This window comes from Actinomadura spongiicola (assembly GCF_003432485.1).
Taxonomy (GTDB): domain Bacteria; phylum Actinomycetota; class Actinomycetes; order Streptosporangiales; family Streptosporangiaceae; genus Spirillospora; species Spirillospora spongiicola.
Genome location: NZ_QVNQ01000010.1, coordinates 87,427 through 102,972 on the forward strand (window position 1 = coordinate 87,427; position 15,546 = coordinate 102,972).

17 protein-coding genes are annotated in these 15,546 nt (G+C 70.9%); 8 read left to right on the plus strand and 9 right to left on the minus strand.

The window, feature by feature from the left end:
• Window positions 1-93: 93 nt before the first annotated feature.
• Together D0T12_RS27995 and D0T12_RS28000 are read left to right on the plus strand one after the other, a co-directional pair.
• Window positions 94-1,425 (plus strand): Dyp-type peroxidase, encoded by a 1,332-nt coding sequence (locus tag D0T12_RS27995; RefSeq protein WP_117403177.1) that lies wholly within the window; start codon window positions 94-96, stop codon window positions 1,423-1,425.
• Window positions 1,426-1,461: 36 nt separating this feature from the next.
• Window positions 1,462-2,175, plus strand: a complete 714-nt coding sequence (locus tag D0T12_RS28000) for a DJ-1/PfpI family protein (RefSeq protein ID WP_117403179.1) — start codon at window positions 1,462-1,464, stop codon at window positions 2,173-2,175.
• 267 nt (window positions 2,176-2,442) lie between these two features.
• Here the strand turns inward: D0T12_RS28000 and D0T12_RS28005 are convergent, their stop codons facing one another.
• Entirely contained in the window at window positions 2,443-2,829 is a 387-nt protein-coding gene (locus tag D0T12_RS28005) for a hypothetical protein (protein ID WP_147339661.1), read from the minus strand.
• 443 nt (window positions 2,830-3,272) lie between these two features.
• Here D0T12_RS28005 and D0T12_RS28010 point away from each other — a divergent pair, with 443 nt between their 5' ends.
• Window positions 3,273-4,091, plus strand: a complete 819-nt coding sequence (locus D0T12_RS28010; RefSeq protein ID WP_117403183.1) for an MOSC domain-containing protein — start codon at window positions 3,273-3,275, stop codon at window positions 4,089-4,091.
• A 140-nt stretch (window positions 4,092-4,231) separates the two neighbouring features.
• Here D0T12_RS28010 and D0T12_RS28015 read toward each other — a convergent pair whose 3' ends face one another.
• Entirely contained in the window at window positions 4,232-4,738 is a 507-nt protein-coding gene (locus D0T12_RS28015; RefSeq protein WP_117403185.1) for a hypothetical protein, read from the minus strand.
• Window positions 4,739-4,868: 130 nt separating this feature from the next.
• Here D0T12_RS28015 and D0T12_RS28020 point away from each other — a divergent pair, with 130 nt between their 5' ends.
• Entirely contained in the window at window positions 4,869-5,477 is a 609-nt protein-coding gene (locus D0T12_RS28020) for a hypothetical protein (protein WP_117403187.1), read from the plus strand.
• Here D0T12_RS28020 and D0T12_RS28025 read toward each other — a convergent pair.
• Window positions 5,449-6,030, minus strand: coding sequence for a protoglobin domain-containing protein (locus D0T12_RS28025; RefSeq protein ID WP_117403189.1), 582 nt, complete (start codon window positions 6,028-6,030; stop codon window positions 5,449-5,451). The genes D0T12_RS28020 and D0T12_RS28025 overlap by 29 nt on opposite strands.
• A 65-nt stretch (window positions 6,031-6,095) precedes the next feature.
• Between D0T12_RS28025 and D0T12_RS28030 the strand changes: the two genes are divergently transcribed.
• Window positions 6,096-6,680: a MarR family winged helix-turn-helix transcriptional regulator gene (locus D0T12_RS28030; protein ID WP_117403191.1), complete on the plus strand. Its 585-nt coding sequence runs from the start codon at window positions 6,096-6,098 to the stop codon at window positions 6,678-6,680.
• On the opposite strand, the gene sigJ is transcribed toward D0T12_RS28030, so the two are convergent.
• The 3 genes from sigJ to D0T12_RS28045 all read right to left on the minus strand — a co-directional run bounded on the left by sigJ (window position 6,677) and on the right by D0T12_RS28045 (window position 9,243).
• Window positions 6,677-7,588, minus strand: a complete 912-nt coding sequence (sigJ, locus tag D0T12_RS28035) for an RNA polymerase sigma factor SigJ (protein ID WP_233526328.1) — start codon at window positions 7,586-7,588, stop codon at window positions 6,677-6,679. The two genes, D0T12_RS28030 and sigJ, sit on opposite strands and share 4 nt — an antisense overlap.
• Window positions 7,569-8,501 (minus strand): NAD-dependent epimerase/dehydratase family protein, encoded by a 933-nt coding sequence (locus D0T12_RS28040; RefSeq protein ID WP_117403193.1) that lies wholly within the window; start codon window positions 8,499-8,501, stop codon window positions 7,569-7,571. The genes sigJ and D0T12_RS28040 overlap by 20 nt, the downstream gene beginning before the upstream one ends.
• A 118-nt stretch (window positions 8,502-8,619) precedes the next feature.
• A complete protein-coding gene (locus D0T12_RS28045; RefSeq protein WP_147339662.1) occupies window positions 8,620-9,243 on the minus strand; it encodes a hypothetical protein in 624 nt (207 codons plus the stop codon).
• Between the two features lie 193 nt (window positions 9,244-9,436).
• Here D0T12_RS28045 and D0T12_RS28050 point away from each other — a divergent pair, with 193 nt between their 5' ends.
• Window positions 9,437-10,687 (plus strand): coiled-coil domain-containing protein, encoded by a 1,251-nt coding sequence (locus tag D0T12_RS28050; protein WP_117403197.1) that lies wholly within the window; start codon window positions 9,437-9,439, stop codon window positions 10,685-10,687.
• 7 nt (window positions 10,688-10,694) lie between these two features.
• Here D0T12_RS28050 and D0T12_RS28055 read toward each other — a convergent pair whose 3' ends face one another.
• The 3 genes from D0T12_RS28055 to D0T12_RS28065 form a co-directional block, all read right to left on the minus strand.
• Window positions 10,695-11,561, minus strand: a complete 867-nt coding sequence (locus D0T12_RS28055; RefSeq protein ID WP_117403199.1) for an SCO6745 family protein — start codon at window positions 11,559-11,561, stop codon at window positions 10,695-10,697.
• A gap of 78 nt (window positions 11,562-11,639) precedes the next feature.
• Entirely contained in the window at window positions 11,640-11,975 is a 336-nt protein-coding gene (locus tag D0T12_RS35020) for a hypothetical protein (protein ID WP_147339663.1), read from the minus strand.
• A gap of 46 nt (window positions 11,976-12,021) precedes the next feature.
• The gene (locus tag D0T12_RS28065; protein ID WP_199487749.1) at window positions 12,022-13,581 is read right to left on the minus strand and encodes an FAD-dependent oxidoreductase; all 1,560 of its coding nucleotides are present in this window, start codon (window positions 13,579-13,581) and stop codon (window positions 12,022-12,024) included.
• A gap of 172 nt (window positions 13,582-13,753) precedes the next feature.
• On the opposite strand from D0T12_RS28065, the gene D0T12_RS28070 reads away from it, so the two are divergent.
• Window positions 13,754-14,890, plus strand: a complete 1,137-nt coding sequence (locus tag D0T12_RS28070) for a sensor histidine kinase (RefSeq protein WP_117403205.1) — start codon at window positions 13,754-13,756, stop codon at window positions 14,888-14,890.
• Window positions 14,887-15,546: a response regulator transcription factor gene (locus D0T12_RS28075; protein ID WP_117403207.1), complete on the plus strand. Its 660-nt coding sequence runs from the start codon at window positions 14,887-14,889 to the stop codon at window positions 15,544-15,546. The genes D0T12_RS28070 and D0T12_RS28075 overlap by 4 nt, the downstream gene beginning before the upstream one ends.

The following is a 15,546-nucleotide window of genomic DNA, read 5'->3' on the forward strand; positions in this document are numbered from 1 at the left end:
CCTCCCCGCCTTCGACCGACCCCGCCTTCAGGTTTCCTGAAGCTTGGGTTAGCCTTCAGGTTATCTGAAGGTTGGGTTCGCAATGGGGGTCTCATGTCCGAACGAACGGGAGGCCGTCTCTCACGGCGCGCCGTCATCACCGCCGCCGCGGCGACCGCCGGTGTGGCGGCGACGGGCGGAGCGCTGGCGGCGACGCAGCGGGATGGCGCGCCGCCGCGTCCGTCCGGAACCGTGCCGTTCCACGGAGCCCACCAGGCGGGCATCGCGACCCCGCAGCAGCAGTACGCGTTCTTCGCGGCATTCGACCTGGAATCCACCGACCCGGTGAAAGGCGAGCGTCTGACCCCCGCACAGGCCGCGGCCAACTTCCAGCGGCTGATGGGTTGGTGGACGATCGCCGCCGAACGCATCACCCAGGGACACGCCCCCGGCCCCAGACCGGGCGGCCGACCGGACGTGCCACCGGACTCCGGGATCGCCGACGGCCTGGAACCGTCCCGCCTGACGATCACCTTCGGCCTGGGCCCGGGACTGTTCGCACGCATCGGACAGGAACGTCAACGGCCGAGGCGGCTCGAACCGCTTCCCGCCTTCCGCACCGACCGGTTGGAGGCCGCATGGAGCGGCGGTGAGCTCCTCGTCCAGATCTGCGGCGACGACCTCCAGACCATCAGCCGGGCGTTCCGCACCCTACGCAGCCGCGCGCCGGGAGTGGCCCGGCTGCGCTGGACCCAGCAGGGGTTCCTGGGCCGGTTCGGCGACGCGACCCCGCGCAACCTCTTCGGCCACAAGGACGGCACCGCCAACCCGCGTCCCGGGGACGCCAAGTTCGACCGCGCCGTCTGGTCCGACGGCGCGGACGAGCCCGCCTGGTTCTCCGGCGGCACCTACCTGGTCTTCCGCAAGATCCGGATGGATCTACCGAAATGGGACACCTCCTCGACGCGCACACAGGACGAGACGATCGGGCGGCGACGCGACAACGGCGCCCCGCTCAGCGGCGGACACGAGTTCAGCGCCCCCGACCTCGGCAAGGCGGCACCGCACGGCGGCCTCCTCGTCCCCGCCGACTCCCATCTGGCCCTGGTGCGGAACGTCCCCATGCTGCGCCGCTCGTACAACTACGACTACGGTTTCCAGGCCAACAGCCAGCCGGTCGCCGATCACCACGACACCCCGGGCGAGGACCACGACCACGGCCAGGACATGCCGAAACACTCGGGCGGCGGCCACGCCGCCTACGACGCCGGGACCCTTTTCTGCGCCTACCTGCGCGATCCCGCCGAGTTCGTACGCGTCCAGCACAAGCTGGCCGAGTCCGACAGGCTCAACGCCTTCATCCGACACACCGGAAGCGCCGTGTTCGCCATGCCCCCGGGCGCGCGTCCCGGAAAGCACGTCGCCGCCGGTCTGCTCCCAAGCTAACGACCTTTCCATCCCCCACTCACCAGGAGGTATGACATGGACAGGCGGAACCTTCTCCGCACGGGCACGGTCGCCACCACCGGCCTCGGCCTGGGCCTCATCGCAACGTCCCCGGCGGCGTCGGCGTCACCGCAGCCACCTCGTCCACCCAAGCGGCTGCGTGTGCACACGGTTCTCTTCGACGGCGTGGAGGAGCAGGACTTCGCCGGCCCGGTGGAGGTCCTCGGCATTATCACCGGGCGGCACGGGCTGGAGCAGAGCTTCGTCACCGCCGACGGTCCGCGTACGGTCACCACGGCTCACGGTATGAAGATCGCCGTGCAGACCCCCTGGTCCCCCCGGTCGGCCGACGTGCTCGTGGTTCCCGGGGGCGGTGTCGGCTCGGAGAGCGGGGTGGGCGGGGAGATCCGCCGCGGAGTCCTGCCCCGAGCGCTCGCGAGCGCGCAGCGGCCCGGCCTGATCACCACGGCGGTGTGCACCGGGACGCTCCTGCTGGCCGCCGCGAAGATCACGACCGGACGTCCCTGCACGACGCACCACGCCGCCAAGAAGGACCTCGAAGCCCAGGGCGGCAAGGTCGTCGACGCGCGGGTCGTCGACGACGGCGATCTGGTCACCTCCGGCGGCGTGACCTCGGGCCTCGATCTCGGGCTGTGGCTCATCGAGCGTTTCTACGGCCCCGAGTCCGCCCTGTTCGCCGAGAAGGTCCTCGAATACGAGCGGCGCGGCACCGTCTGGCGCTCCAGGTAGGGGACGACGCCGGGGTCTGGTTCGGTACCCGGTTCTGCGCTCGGCCTGGCCTTGGGCCAGGCCGGGCAGTGACGGCGTTGGCCGCAGGAGTTTTTCCAACCCCCAGGTGAAGGGGCCCAGAGGAAATCTCTAATCTTACGCCGCCTATTCGAACCGCGTCGCACATCCTGCCCACAGGGGTCCGCTTCGGATCGCCGCTCGACGCGTTGCGGTGTGGCGGGGTTATGCATCACTGCATAACCCCGCCACGTCGCCTTAACGTGAGGGTCAGTCCCAGTTGATGGCGAGCTGGTCCAGCAGTTCGCCGTTCTCGTAGATCTCGACGACGGAGTTCACGCCGCTGCCGTCAAAGGACGGGCTGAAGTCCAGGGCCTCCCACTGTTCCCCGGCGGCGACATCGGTCTCAGCGACGACCGTGCGCCCGGTGACGTACGTGACTTCCGCCCTCAGGTTGCGGGCCTCCGGGCATTGGACGGACCAGGCCGCGGCGGCCTTCGTTCCCCATTGGGGAACCGTGACCTCGTCTCCGATGATCTCGGAGTCGCACACCGGCGCCGGAGCGGCCAGGGCGGTGGCGGTCAAGGCCGGAGCGGTGGCCGGTCCCACCGTTACGATGGCGGCGAGAGAAAGGCCCGCCAGGATTCTTGCACGCATCAAACGCTCTCCTTCTGATGCCGTTGAACGGTCTTGACGCAATGCAGTTTGTGTTCACAAGCCCCGGCCGGTCGACCCCGCCTACGAGAGGATTCCGGTACGGCTAGCACCACCACCGTCCTTCCGAACTCGACAAACAGCCACGTCCGGCCCGAATTCACTCGGAAAGTGCATGAATCTCGATGCGACTCGCCGCCGGGCGCGTTCCTTGCGAGGGCGGAGCATTCCTCGTCTTCATGACGAATCCTGGGCTTGTCATCGGTTGGTCGCCTTCGCCGTCCTCGATCGGGGGGCCTGTAAGAGCACCGCCGGTTCCACCTGCCTCGGCGGCGGGACGCGGTGGGCGGCCAAAGCTGACGAATCTGTGTCACGTATCGCCTTCTCGCCTGGAAGTCGACGCCGTCCAGTCCCTACCGTGGTGTCCACGACCAGTGAGGAGAGCGATGGCCGTCGTCACCGAGCTGTACAGCTACCCGGTCAAGGGATGCGCGGGAGTGCTGTCGACCGAGGCGGCGCTGACGGAGGCCGGACTGGCGCACGACCGCACCTTCATGGTGGTCGACGAGCATGGGGTGGCGCGGACGCAGCGGCGGGATCCGCGGCTGGCGGTCGTCCGACCCGAGATCGACACCGGCGGGGCGCGGCTGACGCTCCGCGCTCCGGGCGCCGGCGCGCTCCGCGTCGATGTCGAGCTGAGCGCCGATCGGCGGGCGGTGGAGATGTTCGGTGCGCCGTATCCGGGCATCGACCAGGGCGATGTCGCGGCACGGTGGCTGACGGAGTGGCTGGGGAAGCCGAGCAGGCTGGTCCGGGTACCGCCGGAGCACGACCGGGTGACCGACGGATGGACCCCGGGCACTTCCGGCTACGCCGACAGCAGTGCGGTGCTTCTCATTTCGCGAGCGAGTCTGCAGGGTTTGAACGCCCGCCTCGAAGGCCCGGCGCTTCCGATGAACCGGTTCCGTCCCAACATCGTGGTCGACGGCTGGGACCGGCCGCACCGCGAGGACGAGGCCCGCCGGGTCATCATCGGCAATGGCGAGTTGGGCTACGCCAAACTCGCCATTCGGTGCGTCGTCACCACGGTCGACCAGCACACCGGCGTCAAGTCGGGTCCCGAGCCGCTCCGCACGCTCGCCGCTTATCGCCGGGCGTCCTCGGGCGGGGTGGCGTTCGGTGCGAAATTCGCCGTGGTGCGTCCGGGCAAACTCGCCGTGGGCGATGAGGTCGTCGTCACCTCGTGGGAAGAATCCGAACTCTGACCCCCTAACCCTCCGAGAACCCACAGCGATGGAGCCGTGGCGGTCGCATCACAGCGGCGGCTCGGATCTGGGGTTGCCGAATCGTGGCTCGACGACGTGTCCGGCCGGGTCACCGGTCGCGGTCAGCTATTCCGCGGGGCTCAGAGCTTTCCGGGATCGCCGGTCCGGACGAACTCGGCCACCACGCCCAGCAGCTGATGGAGGTAGTCGGCAAGGTCGGTGGCGACGGGCTCGAAAGCGCTGTCCCGGGACGCGGCGTGGGACCGAAGGATCGCGCCAGTGCTGTCGATGGCGTACAGGACGCCGCCGCCGTTGCTCGCGAAAACCACGGCGCCGACGCCGTCGCAGACGTCTACGGCGCCTTCCTCACGGAGCTGGTCGAGCACGTCTTCGGCTGCGTGGACGAAGTGCCCGTTGCCGATATCGGGCAGCACGACCTCACCGATGACCTGGTAAAAGGCCGCCAAGGCGGGCGGCAGTTCCCGCAGTCTGGGCGATCCGACCACGTGAAGGTCGGGTTCCCGGATGTGGTTGTCGCCCGGCGGATAGCCGAGGGAGTCCTCGAATCCCGTTAAGAACGGCCCGAGCATCCGCTCGATCTCCGCACGCCAAGATGTCAGCTCGGTCGTGAAGGCCAGGTCGCTCATGTGCTCAGTTCGCCTTTCCGCTGGCCGACGTCAGCCGTAGCCTTCGAATCGGGCCGTCAAACGCTCGTCGCCCTGGACCCACGCCCGTTCGATGGTCTCGCTTGAGCGAAGCTATGTGCTGGGGGGACAAATGACCCGTAGCGAAGACGTGGTCGACGCGGAGCGGGATTGGGAGGAGTTCTGGGCCTACCTCTGGCCCGTGTGGCGACGTGTTCTCGCGGGCACCGAGTCGTCGACGCCTCCGCCCGCCGGGCCGATCCTGCGGCGACGGCGTCTCACCACCGATTTCGCCTGGGTCGGGACGTTCGAGCCGGTCAGATACCTTCCGGCGGTGACGGAGGCGCTCCTGTGGGACGACAACGGCATGGACCTCGGCCCCCTGACCGGGCGCCATTGGGAGCTGCTCCACCTGGGCGGTCCGGCCGTGATCGACGTCGGTGAGTTGAGCGGCACCCCCGTCGACCACCTCGCGTTGACGGTCGTCGACGTGCGCGACATCGACCGTCTGCGCGAGATTCCGGGCCTGCGGTCCCTGACTTTGGCGCACGGCGACTTCGGTGAGCTGCCCCCGCTTGACCAACTCACCGACTTGACCGTTTACGCCGAGGTGACCGTCGACACCACCCGCATCCCCGGTGTTCGCGTCGTCCGGCGGGACGAGTTGTACTTTCCGCCCTTCGGCCCCGCCGACGTGGACGTTCAGCGGGCTTTCACCACCTGTCCGGGGAGTACGGCCTGAGCCACAGGATGACCTGGAGGGTCACCGACTTGAACCAGGCCTGGTACATGCGTTCGACGTCGGCTTCGCCGTGGCCCTTCTTCGCCAGGAACGGACGCATGGTCGCCGTGATCGGGTAGATGAAGGCGACCATGTAGCGCAGCGGGATGTGCGGCACGGACGGAGCGTCGTCGGTCTGGTTCTTCTTCTCGTGAGTGTGCCGCAGGCCGATCTCGTGGGCGTAGGAAAGCCATTCCTGGTCGTGCGGGCGGCGGCACGTGTCCAGGATCCACTGGCCGAACCGGCCCCGGACGCGGGTCAGGTAGTCCTCCAGGAGCGTGCCGTCCGGGGTCGAGAAGTAGGCGGCGAGGTGCGGGTGCGCCGCCACGAAGCCGTACCAGACGTCCAGGACGTCCTCGACCTGGCCTTCCAGGACGTCTCCCGCCATGCGCAGGGCCTCCCGGTCCTCGGCGGTGAACAGCACGCTCGCCTCCAGCTTGGCGAGCTCCTCCAGGGAGACGGGGCTGGGCGGGGTCGAACCGTAGGTGTATCCGGCCGGTGCCTGTGTGGTCATCGTGCCACCTCTCATCTATAGGACTCCTATGCATATATAGAGAGGAGTCCTATAGGGTGTCAAGCATGGGGAGCAATCAGGATGTCGGCGACAAAACCGTCGATGCTCTTGAGCGGCTGACCGTCGCCTACCGGGCCTTCAGCCAGCAGGTCGCCGGTGCCGAGCGGCTCAGCCCCCTCCAGGCGCAGCTCCTCGCCCTGCTCGCGACCGGGCCGCCGCCGGAGGCTCGCGTCGACGCGCTGCACCGCGAACTCCAGGTCTCGCAACCGACCGTCAGCGATGCGGTCACCGCCCTGATCTCCAAGGGCCTGGTGGCCCGACAGCCCGATTCGACCGACCGTCGCAGGCATCGGCTGTCCCTCACCCCGGCGGGACGGGAGACCGCGGACGGCATCGCCTCCCGGCGCGGGGACCTGGTCGCCGTCGTCGACGCGCTGCCCGTGGAGGTGCGCGAGACCGTCCTGAACTCGTTGCTGGTCCTTGTCGAGCGGTTCCACCGTGCGGGCGTCATCACCGTGGCCCGGACGTGCCTGACGTGCCGCTTCCACGAACTGCACGGCGGCGACCACCATTGCGCGCTGCTCAACCTGCACCTCGACGCCGGAGATCTGCGCGTCGACTGCCCCGAGCACCAGCCCGAGAGCGCCTAGGTTCGCAGGCGTGCCAGGGTGGAGACCGGGCCGAGGTGGCCGAGCTTGTCGGGGTTGTTCACCGATCGGATCGTCTGGATCTCGCCGTCGGCGACATCGAGTTCGATCACGCCGACGACATACCCCTCGGTGTCGTAGAGGACGGCGCCCGGACGTCCGTTGACACCGGCCGGGCGGATGGAGATGCCGAGGGTCCGGGCCCGGTCGAAAGTGCCGATGAGCAACCGCGTGACCCGCTCGCGTCCAGCGATAGCGCGCGTGACCGTCTGCGCCTTGCCGCCGCCGTCGCCGCGGAGGATCACGTCCGGGGCGAGCATGCCGAGCAGCGCCTCCATGTCGCCGCCCGTGGCGGCCTCGAAGAACCTCCGGGCGAACTCCCCGCCTTCCGCCCGCCGCACCGGGTCGTCCCGCCGCGGTGGGGCCCCGGCGGCGACGCGTCGCCTGGCGCGGGCGAAGATCTGCCGACAGTTCACCTCGGTCTTGCCGGTGATCCTCGCGACGTCCCCGTACCCGTACCCGAACACCTCGCGGAGCATGAACACCGCCCGCTCCACCGGTCGTAGGGCCTCCAGCAGGACGAGGAACGCCATCGACAGCGAGTCGGCCAGTTCGGCGTGCTCGGCCGGGCCCGGCGCGTCGGCGGCGACGACGACCGGCTCCGGCAGCCAGTCCCCGACATACGTCTCCCGGCGCACCCGCGCGGAACTCAGATAGTTGATGCCCAGCCGCGTCACCGCCGTCGTCAGGTACGCCTTCGGATCGGCGATCGTGGTCCCGGCCCGCCGCGCCCGGGTCAGGCCGAGGAACGCGTCCTGGACGATGTCCTCGGCGTCCCCCACGGACCCGGTCATCCCGTAGGCGATGGAGAACAGCAGCGGCCGGTACGTCTCATCCGGCGACCCAGGCACGGAACCCCTCCCTCCAGCTCGCGTACCGGGGCTCCCAGCCGAGGGTCTTCTTGGCCTTCGCGTTCGAGTACCCGCGCGAGGTGGTCATCTGGGCGACGACGAACTCCCCGACGGCCGGACGCGCGAGCCAGGCGGGCACGCGCGGCGGCGGCTTGGCGCCCACGATCTCGGCCAGGTAGGGCAGCCACTCCCGGACGGGCGCCGGATCGTCGTCCACGATGTTGTACACGCCGGGCGGCCCGCTCTCGATCGCGGTGACCGTCGCGAGCGCGGCGTCGGTGATCTCGATGAACGATGCGACGCCCGTGCCGCCGCCGATGAGCGGCATCCGCCGTCTGCGCACCGCGTCCAGCAGGACGTCCGAGGCGCCCGGCCCGTAGAACCCGCCGTAGCGCAGCACGATGCCCTCCGGCACCCGCGCCGGAACGGTCTCCTCCACATGCTCGATCGCGGCCCGGCCGCCACTGGCCGCCGGGATCGGCCGCCAGTCGTCGTGATCCTCCTCCGTCTTCGGCGGGCCGGGACGCCGGTCGGGCCCGAGGCCCGCGTAGCTCTGCGCGACGACCCTGCGGGTGCCGGCCCGTTCCGCCGCGTCGAGCAGGTTGTCGGTGCCGCGCGTGCGCAGCGCGTTCGTGGCGGCGAACAACTTGTCCGGTTTGCGGATGTCCCGCATGCCGCCGGTCAGCGCCGTCATCTGGTGGACGATCACGTCCGGCGCTGCGTCCAGGACCGCCGCGATCACGGCCTCGCGGTCCAGGCCGTCCAGGACGACCGGTTCCGCGCCCGCCTCCCGCAGGCCCGCGACCCTGCCGGGCTTCCGCGTGGTGGCCGTGACCTCGTGCCCCGCCGTGACCAGGCCGGGGACGAGATACCGCCCCAGCGCTCCGGTCGCCCCCGTGACGAAGACTCGCATGATCCTTCCCTCTCCGCGTGGTGCTTTGCCTTATAGACAGGGCACTACCCGGGTCTGTGACACCCAGGGGAAGTGGCGCGGCCGCCGTCGCGGACCCGCGACCGGATGGCGGCCAGGGTCAGGGGGAGTAGAGCCAGGGGTCGCGCAGGTCGTGGAAGGTCGCTTCCGCGTCGTAGTGCGTCATCTCCTCGTCGCGCCACTCCTTGAGGTCGGGCGGCATCGGTCTGCGCTCGCCCTCCCTCGCGTCCTCCTCGGTGGTGAAGAAGACCTCGATGGTGCAGGCGCCGTCCGGGAAGACGATGAACAGGCCGCCGATGGTGTCCGGCCGCGCCTCGGCCATGGCCCGCGCCTCCTCGTCGGTCCAGAACGGGCGGAGGGCCTCCCGGTCGCGGACGCGGGTCTGGATGAGCTGGACGAACTCCGCCGTGTCCGAGCCTCCCGCGCCGAACTTCTCGACGTCGGTGCTCTCGTTGACTGTGGGTTCGCCGTGGAGCAGTTCCGAGGTGGCCGCCCACCATTCGCGGTGGGCCCGGCGCCTGTCGTTGCGGTGGGCGGCCCGGGGGGACTTGAAGCGCGCCACCCAGATGAACGTGGCGTCGTCGTCGGTCACTCCGGCGGTCGAGCCCAGCCACCCTCGCGGGGCCAGGTCCCGATGCCAGCGGTCGAGCGCGTCATGGAGCCCCGTCGGGTCGCGTGCTCTCCCCTGCGCGATCCGGACGTGCATCCTGCTCTGGAATGGCATCCCCCGCCCCCGCACGCTCCACCGCCCTCGGCCCTACAGCCTTACCCTGGGTCGCCGCGTCCTCACCTGGCGGCCGTCCCGGCGGGTCTTCGGGGGCGGACGATCATAAAGGGGATCGGTGGCGAGGTCACGTGATAGCACCCCGTTCGTAAGGGGGAGGTGCGAAATCGGGGCATTTCACTAGGATGCCCACGTGCACGAAGAGCGAGGTGTCCCGGACGACGGCATGCTGACCGCGCCGCTCCGGCTGGCGATCGACGGCCCGGGAAGCGGGTCGACAGACGAGCCGGCGGGCGGAACAGCCGTCGTGCCGGCCAACGGACCGGCCGCCGGGCCGACCGGTGGCGGGGAACGCGCGCTGCCGGTCGAAGCGGCACCGGTCAGGGTGTTCGCGAGGGACGTCGAGCGGCTCGCCGGGCTGGTGGGCCAGCTCGCCGCCGCCGCGTCCACGCTCGGTGAGCGGCTGGACGGCGAGGTGCGCGACACGCTCGACCAGGCGGAGACCGCGCTGGCCGAGGCGCGCGGCGCCCGCCGGCAGGCCGCCGAGGCCGACGAGCGGGCCCGGCAGGCCGAGGCGCGGGCGGAGGCCGCCGCGCGTGAGGTCGCCGCCGCGCAGGAGGAGTTGGAGAAGACGACCGCCGCCGCGGCCGCCAGCGTCAGCGCCGCGCAGGAGAGCGAGGCGAACGCGTGGAAGGAGGCCGGTGCCGCGCAGCAGGCCCGTGCCACCGCCGCCAACGAGGTCGCGAACGCCGAGGGTCTCCGCAAGCGCGCCGAGACGGCGTGGAGCACCGAGCATCAGGCGCGCACCGACGCCGAACGGGAACGTGACGATCTCGCGACCCGCCTCGCGGCCGAGCAGACCGCGCTCGCCACCGCGCAGGCCGAACTCGCGACCCTCCGGGTCGAGCTGACCGAGGCGCGTGCCCTCCTCAAGACCACGACCGAGGCCGAACGGCAGTTGCGCGCCGAGCTGGCGGCCGCCAAGGGCGAGATCGCGGGCCTCACCGTGGAACGTGACTCCGTCGTCGCACGCGTCGCCGAACTGGCCACCCGCGCCGACCGCGCCGAGGAGCGGGCCGACGCCGCGGAGGTCCGCGCCGAGCGGGCCGAGCTGCGCGCGGACGGCGCCGAGATCCGCATCGACCGCGACGCCTCGACCGTCCGCGCCCTCCAGGACACGCTGCGCGCTGCGCTGGACCTCCCGTCCGTGGAGGACCTGCCCGAGGGCAACGGGGTGCGGGTCGGCGACTCCGGCGCGGTCACCGCGCTGTCCGGTGCCCTGATCGGCGTGGACCAGATCCCGGCCGTCATGGACGGTGAACAGGCCGCGAGGTTCGCCCGCGCGCTCCTGGCCGTCCGCGTGCACCAGGCCACGCACCGGTCCGTGGAGGACGACCCGGAAACGGCCGTCGACGACGAGGCGCCCCCGGTCGACGACGAGTGAGCCCGGGTCAGCGCGGCGGGGCCTGGATCTTGCCGATGCCGAGCGTGTTCTCGGCGGGCATCAGACCGGTCTCCAGCACCTTGATCAGAATGGGCATCGTGAGTTCCGCGAGACGGTCGGCCTTGGCGGGGCCGAGCGTCCGCCACGGCTCGTAGGCGAGGTCGTCGGTCGTCCGCTCGACGGAGTCGCGCAGCTCGCGGCCCCGGTCGGTGGCGGTGCCGTCCGCGTGGACGAGCCCGCGGGACGCGAGCCGGTCACGGGCCGCGGCCCATTCGGCGTCCGTCCAGCCACGGCTCGCGAACGTCCTCACCGACGCGGCGCCGACGGCCGCGAACGAGACCAGCGCCTCCACCGGGTCGAGCCCGGCGGTGAGGAGCGCGGCCACATGCCCGTCGCCGCGCTGCTCGCGCAGGATGCCGATGGCGTGCCAGAGGACGAGATGCGGCTCGTCCGGCCAGGGCAGGTCGGCGTTGGCGGCGGCGAGGGGACGTCCCACGACGCTCGCGGCCTCCGCGGCGGCACGGGCGAGATCGGCGGCCTCACCGACGTCCAGGTCGTCCAGCAACGCCCTGTACATCCGGTCGACGGCCCGGACGCGGGCCTCCAGGACGCGGTCGGGCGACGCGACCGTCCAGGCCGCGGGAACGTACTCGGCGACCTTGCGCGGGCTGAAACTGTAGAAGGCGGCCGAGACGGCCTCGGCGCCGGCCGCGCCCAGCGGCGCGGCACGCCACGCGAAGTAGCTCGGCCATCGTTCGTCGACCGCGTACCCGAGCGCCTCGGCCTCCGCGAAGACCTCGGGCGAGTACCAGAACAGGGCGTGCAGGGGTTCGAGCTGATGCCACATCTGTCGAGCCAGCCCAGCGTCCGTCATGCGACCTCCTTGAATCTTGTCACTGTCAAGACTACCTGAGGGAGAAAACGTTCCGCGCAGGCCCGACCATTCCCTTGGTCAGCACATCTCGGAGAGCAGCGTGAGCCGTTCGCCGGTCTCGCTCTTCCAGACGCTCACGTGGTAGGTGACGCCCTTCTCGTTGCGGGGGACGTGCCGTTGCAGGTCGTCGACATGACCGGCCACGTGGGCGCCCCAGAAAGCCGCGCGCTCCTCGGACCGGAGCCAGGTCAGGACTTGTGAGGCGGACGCCTCGACGGCCACTCGTCCGGTCTTGCGGCGGAAGAATCGACGCGCGTCGCGCTCGGTTAGCCATTTCTGTTGCCGCCGCCACACGACTCCGTCGGGTCCGGCCCAGCGCGCACGGGACGGCCGCCACACGTTCTCATCAGACATAAGCCGATCTTGTCAGTGCGATCCTCCCGACGCCGGATGAAATAGGTCAAGTGGGGCGGATGGAGAGGGCGTGGTGGAAGACGTTGTGCGGGTCGTAGCGGCGTTTGGCCTGTTGGAGGCGGGTGTAGTTGGCTCCGTAGTAGAGGGCGTGCCAGGGGGTGGACGAGCCGTTCAGCTTCGGGTCGGCCAGGTCCGTGTCGGGGTAGTTGATGTAGGCGCCTTCGTCGGCGGTTCCGGCGGGGACGCCGCCGCCGCCGTCGGCGTAGACGTCCCGGTAGAGATCGCGGATCCAGCCCAGGTGGCGGGCGTCCTCGGCGGGGTCGTCCCAGCCGACGAGGAAGCCGACGATGAACATCGAGTCGCGGTGCGACACCGCGGTGGCGTCGGGGGCGACGGTGTTGACGCGTCCGCCGAACGTGTTGATGAACATGTGCCCGTACGGGTGGCCGTAGTCGGACCTGGTGAGATGGTGGTGGACGACGGCGAGCTGCCGATCGGTGAAGCCGCGGCGGCGCAGACCTGACTTGATCTTGATGCGGTGGAAGGGGCCGGGGCCGCCGCCCCAGCCCTTGGTGGCGGCGGTGAGCCAGGGCAGGGTCGACGTCTGGCGCCACGGCCGGACGTCGACGCCGTGGCCGAGCGCGTTCACCAGGTCGCCCAGCAGGCGGTTCGCGCCGGTGTCGGTGGCGACCTGCCCGGACAGGGTGATGGTCTCGGACGGTCTGGTGGTGAGGGTGAACTCGCCGTAGAGGGCGGCGCCGGGTGAGCCGGGCGCCGAGTTGCGTTCCGTCCACCGTCCGTAGTTGCGGAGCAGCCGGATGAACGAGTCGCGGTCGAGGTCGTCCCACGGCCAGTCGAGCGAGAAGTCCAGCACCGTGGCGGGCGGTCTGGGCAGGGAGCGGGTCGGGGAACGGAACCAGTAGCGGGTCACGATGCCGAAGTTGCCGCCGCCTCCGCCGGTGTGCGCCCACCACAGTTCCCGATGGGGGTCGGACGGCTCGCGGGTGGCCACCACGCTCTTCGCCTTGCCGGAACGTCCGACAACGACGACTTCCACCGCGTACAGGTGGTCGACGGTCAGGCCGTGCAGTCGGCACAGGGCGCCGTAGCCGCCGCCGGTGATGTGCCCGCCCGCCCCCACGTCGGAGCCGGTGCCGCCGGGAATGGTGACGCCCCACCCCAGGTACAGCCGCCGGTAGATCTCGCCCAGCGTGGCACCCGCCTCGACCATGAAGGCGTCGCGGCGCTCGTCGTACTCGACGGCCGTCATGGTGGAGATGTCGACGAGCATCCGGACGGCGGGGTCGTCGACGAAGTTCTCGAAGCCGTGGCCGCCGCTGCGGACGGCTACGCGTCGCCTCGTCCGTACCGCGTCGTCGACCGCCCGTACGACGTCGCGGGTGGACGTGACCACGCGGATCTGGTCGGGCCTGCCCTCGAACCGCCGGTTGTAGCCCCGGAGCACCAGGGAGCGGTAGCGAGGATCGTCGGGGCCCACCGTGATCGGCGGGTCCTTCCGGGGGGACGGGGCCGTACCGCCCATGGGGATGGCCGCCGCGCTGAGGGCGGCGCCGCGCAGGACGGCCCGTCGGGAATGGTCGGCCACGGTCGGCTCCTCCGGTCGAGTCGTCGGTACGCGGCCAGACTGGACCGTGCGGTGCGGTCGGGGCATCGGGCGATCCGGTGCATCCGGGTCGATGGAAAGGCTCGAATTCCGGGGGTCGGCGTACAACTTTCTGCCGACGCCGCGCGGTCGCGACCCGGTTAAGTTGACCTTCATGGGTCTGTGGGGACACCGGCGCGCGGTGTTCGACGCGGTGCTGGCGCTCGCCGTCGCCGCGACCACGGCGGCCGGGGACGGTGGCGTGGGCCGCTCGCTGGGCGGCCACGACATCGCCTTTCTGGACCGGGAGCCGCCGCTGTGGTTCGCGGTGCCGCTCGGGGCGCTCGTCGGCGTCGCGGTGTGGCGGCGGCGCCGGTGGCCGGAGTGCCTGGTCGTCCTGGCCCTGGCGGCGTGGGTGACGATGGGCGCGTTCGTCGCCCTGCTGTTGGCGCAGTACACGTTGGCGGAGCGCACCAAGTCCTGGCGCAGGGTGTCGGTCGGCACGCTGGTCGGTGCGGTGCTCGTCGGTTCGCCGGTGTGGCGGGAGGGCGGGCCCGACGCCGCGGTCCCGCTCGGCCTCGGTCTCTGCGCGGCGCCCGCGCTGCTGGGCCTGTACGTCGGGACGCGCCGTGAACTGGTCGCCAGGATGCGGGAGCGGGCCGAACGGGCCGAACGCGAGCAGCACCAGCGCGTCCTCCAGGCGCGCAGCGACGAACGCGCCCAGATCGCCCGCGACATGCACGACGTCGTCACGCACCGGGTGGCGTTGATGGTGCTGCACGCCACCGCGCTGGAGGCGGCGGCCGGACGGGACGCCGTCGCGATCGCCGGGCGGATCGGCGGGATCGGACGGGAGGCGCTGACCGAGTTGCGTTCGCTGGTGCAGGTGCTGCGCGCCGAGGAAGGCGCGCCGCTGGCGCCGCTTCCGGGCCTCGCCGATCTGCGGGACCTGATAGCCCAGTCCCGCGACGCGGGCACGCCGGTCACGCTGGATCTGGTCGACGAGTCCGGCGACCCGCCACCCGCGATGGTCGGGCACGCGGTGTACCGGGTCGTCCAGGAGGCGCTGGCCAACGTGCACAAACACGCGGGCGGCGCGCATGCCCACGTGCGCGTTCGGCGGACCCCCACGGAGCTGCGGCTGTCGGTGACCAACGGACGCGGCGGCGGTTCCGTCCTGCCCGGCGGAGGTCACGGCCTGCTCGGCGTCGCCGAGCGGATCCGGCTCGTCGGCGGGCGGCTCACCGCGGGGCCGACGTCCGAGGGCGGTTTCGAGATCAGCGCCGAGGTGCCCCTGGAGCACGGCCGATGAGCGAGCCGATCCGGGTCCTGGTCGTGGACGACGAGTGGATGGTGCGCGCGATGCTGCGGACCATCATGGAGACCGCTCCGGACATCACGGTGGTCGGCGAGGCCGCGGACGGCGACGAGGCGGTGCGCCGGGCGCTGACGGATCGTCCCGACGTGGTTCTGATGGACATCCGGATGCCGCGCGCCGACGGCCTGACCGCCACCGAGCGCCTCGCCCGGCTCGCCCACCCGCCGAACGTCGTGGTGCTGACCACGTTCAATCTGGACGAGTACGTTCATTCCGCGCTGCGGCTCGGCGCGGCCGGTTTCCTGCTGAAGGACGCCTCCGCGCAGGAGATCATTCTCGCCGTCCGGAGCGCGGCCCGGGGCGACGCCATGCTCTCCCCCAAGGTCACCCGGCGGCTGCTCCAGGATTTCGTGGACGCCGAACCGGGGCGGGCTCGGGCCCGGGAACGCCTTTCGGTGTTGACCGGTAAGGAACGCGAGGTGCTCATCGCGGTGGGCGGCGGGCTTTCCAACGCCGACATCGCGGCGACCCACCATATGAGCGAGGCGACGGTGAAGACCCATGTGAGCCGCATCCTCACGAAGCTTTCCCTCACCAACCGCGTCCAGGCCGCCATTCTCGCCCACGAGGCCGGGCTACTCGGCAAATGA

Coding starts and splice junctions, on each gene's coding strand:
- D0T12_RS28055 (WP_117403199.1), bottom strand. CDS start 11,561: ATGACGGACGCTGGGCTGGCTCGACAGATGTGGCATCAGCTCGAACCC.
- D0T12_RS28020 (WP_117403187.1), top strand. CDS start 4,869: ATGACCCGTAGCGAAGACGTGGTCGACGCGGAGCGGGATTGGGAGGAG.
- D0T12_RS28000 (WP_117403179.1), top strand. CDS start 1,462: ATGGACAGGCGGAACCTTCTCCGCACGGGCACGGTCGCCACCACCGGC.
- D0T12_RS28025 (WP_117403189.1), bottom strand. CDS start 6,030: ATGACCACACAGGCACCGGCCGGATACACCTACGGTTCGACCCCGCCC.
- D0T12_RS28015 (WP_117403185.1), bottom strand. CDS start 4,738: ATGAGCGACCTGGCCTTCACGACCGAGCTGACATCTTGGCGTGCGGAG.
- D0T12_RS35020 (WP_147339663.1), bottom strand. CDS start 11,975: ATGTCTGATGAGAACGTGTGGCGGCCGTCCCGTGCGCGCTGGGCCGGA.
- D0T12_RS28040 (WP_117403193.1), bottom strand. CDS start 8,501: ATGCGAGTCTTCGTCACGGGGGCGACCGGAGCGCTGGGGCGGTATCTC.
- D0T12_RS27995 (WP_117403177.1), top strand. CDS start 94: ATGTCCGAACGAACGGGAGGCCGTCTCTCACGGCGCGCCGTCATCACC.
- D0T12_RS28070 (WP_117403205.1), top strand. CDS start 13,754: ATGGGTCTGTGGGGACACCGGCGCGCGGTGTTCGACGCGGTGCTGGCG.
- D0T12_RS28010 (WP_117403183.1), top strand. CDS start 3,273: ATGGCCGTCGTCACCGAGCTGTACAGCTACCCGGTCAAGGGATGCGCG.
- D0T12_RS28075 (WP_117403207.1), top strand. CDS start 14,887: ATGAGCGAGCCGATCCGGGTCCTGGTCGTGGACGACGAGTGGATGGTG.
- D0T12_RS28030 (WP_117403191.1), top strand. CDS start 6,096: ATGGGGAGCAATCAGGATGTCGGCGACAAAACCGTCGATGCTCTTGAG.
- D0T12_RS28045 (WP_147339662.1), bottom strand. CDS start 9,243: ATGCCATTCCAGAGCAGGATGCACGTCCGGATCGCGCAGGGGAGAGCA.
- D0T12_RS28005 (WP_147339661.1), bottom strand. CDS start 2,829: ATGCGTGCAAGAATCCTGGCGGGCCTTTCTCTCGCCGCCATCGTAACG.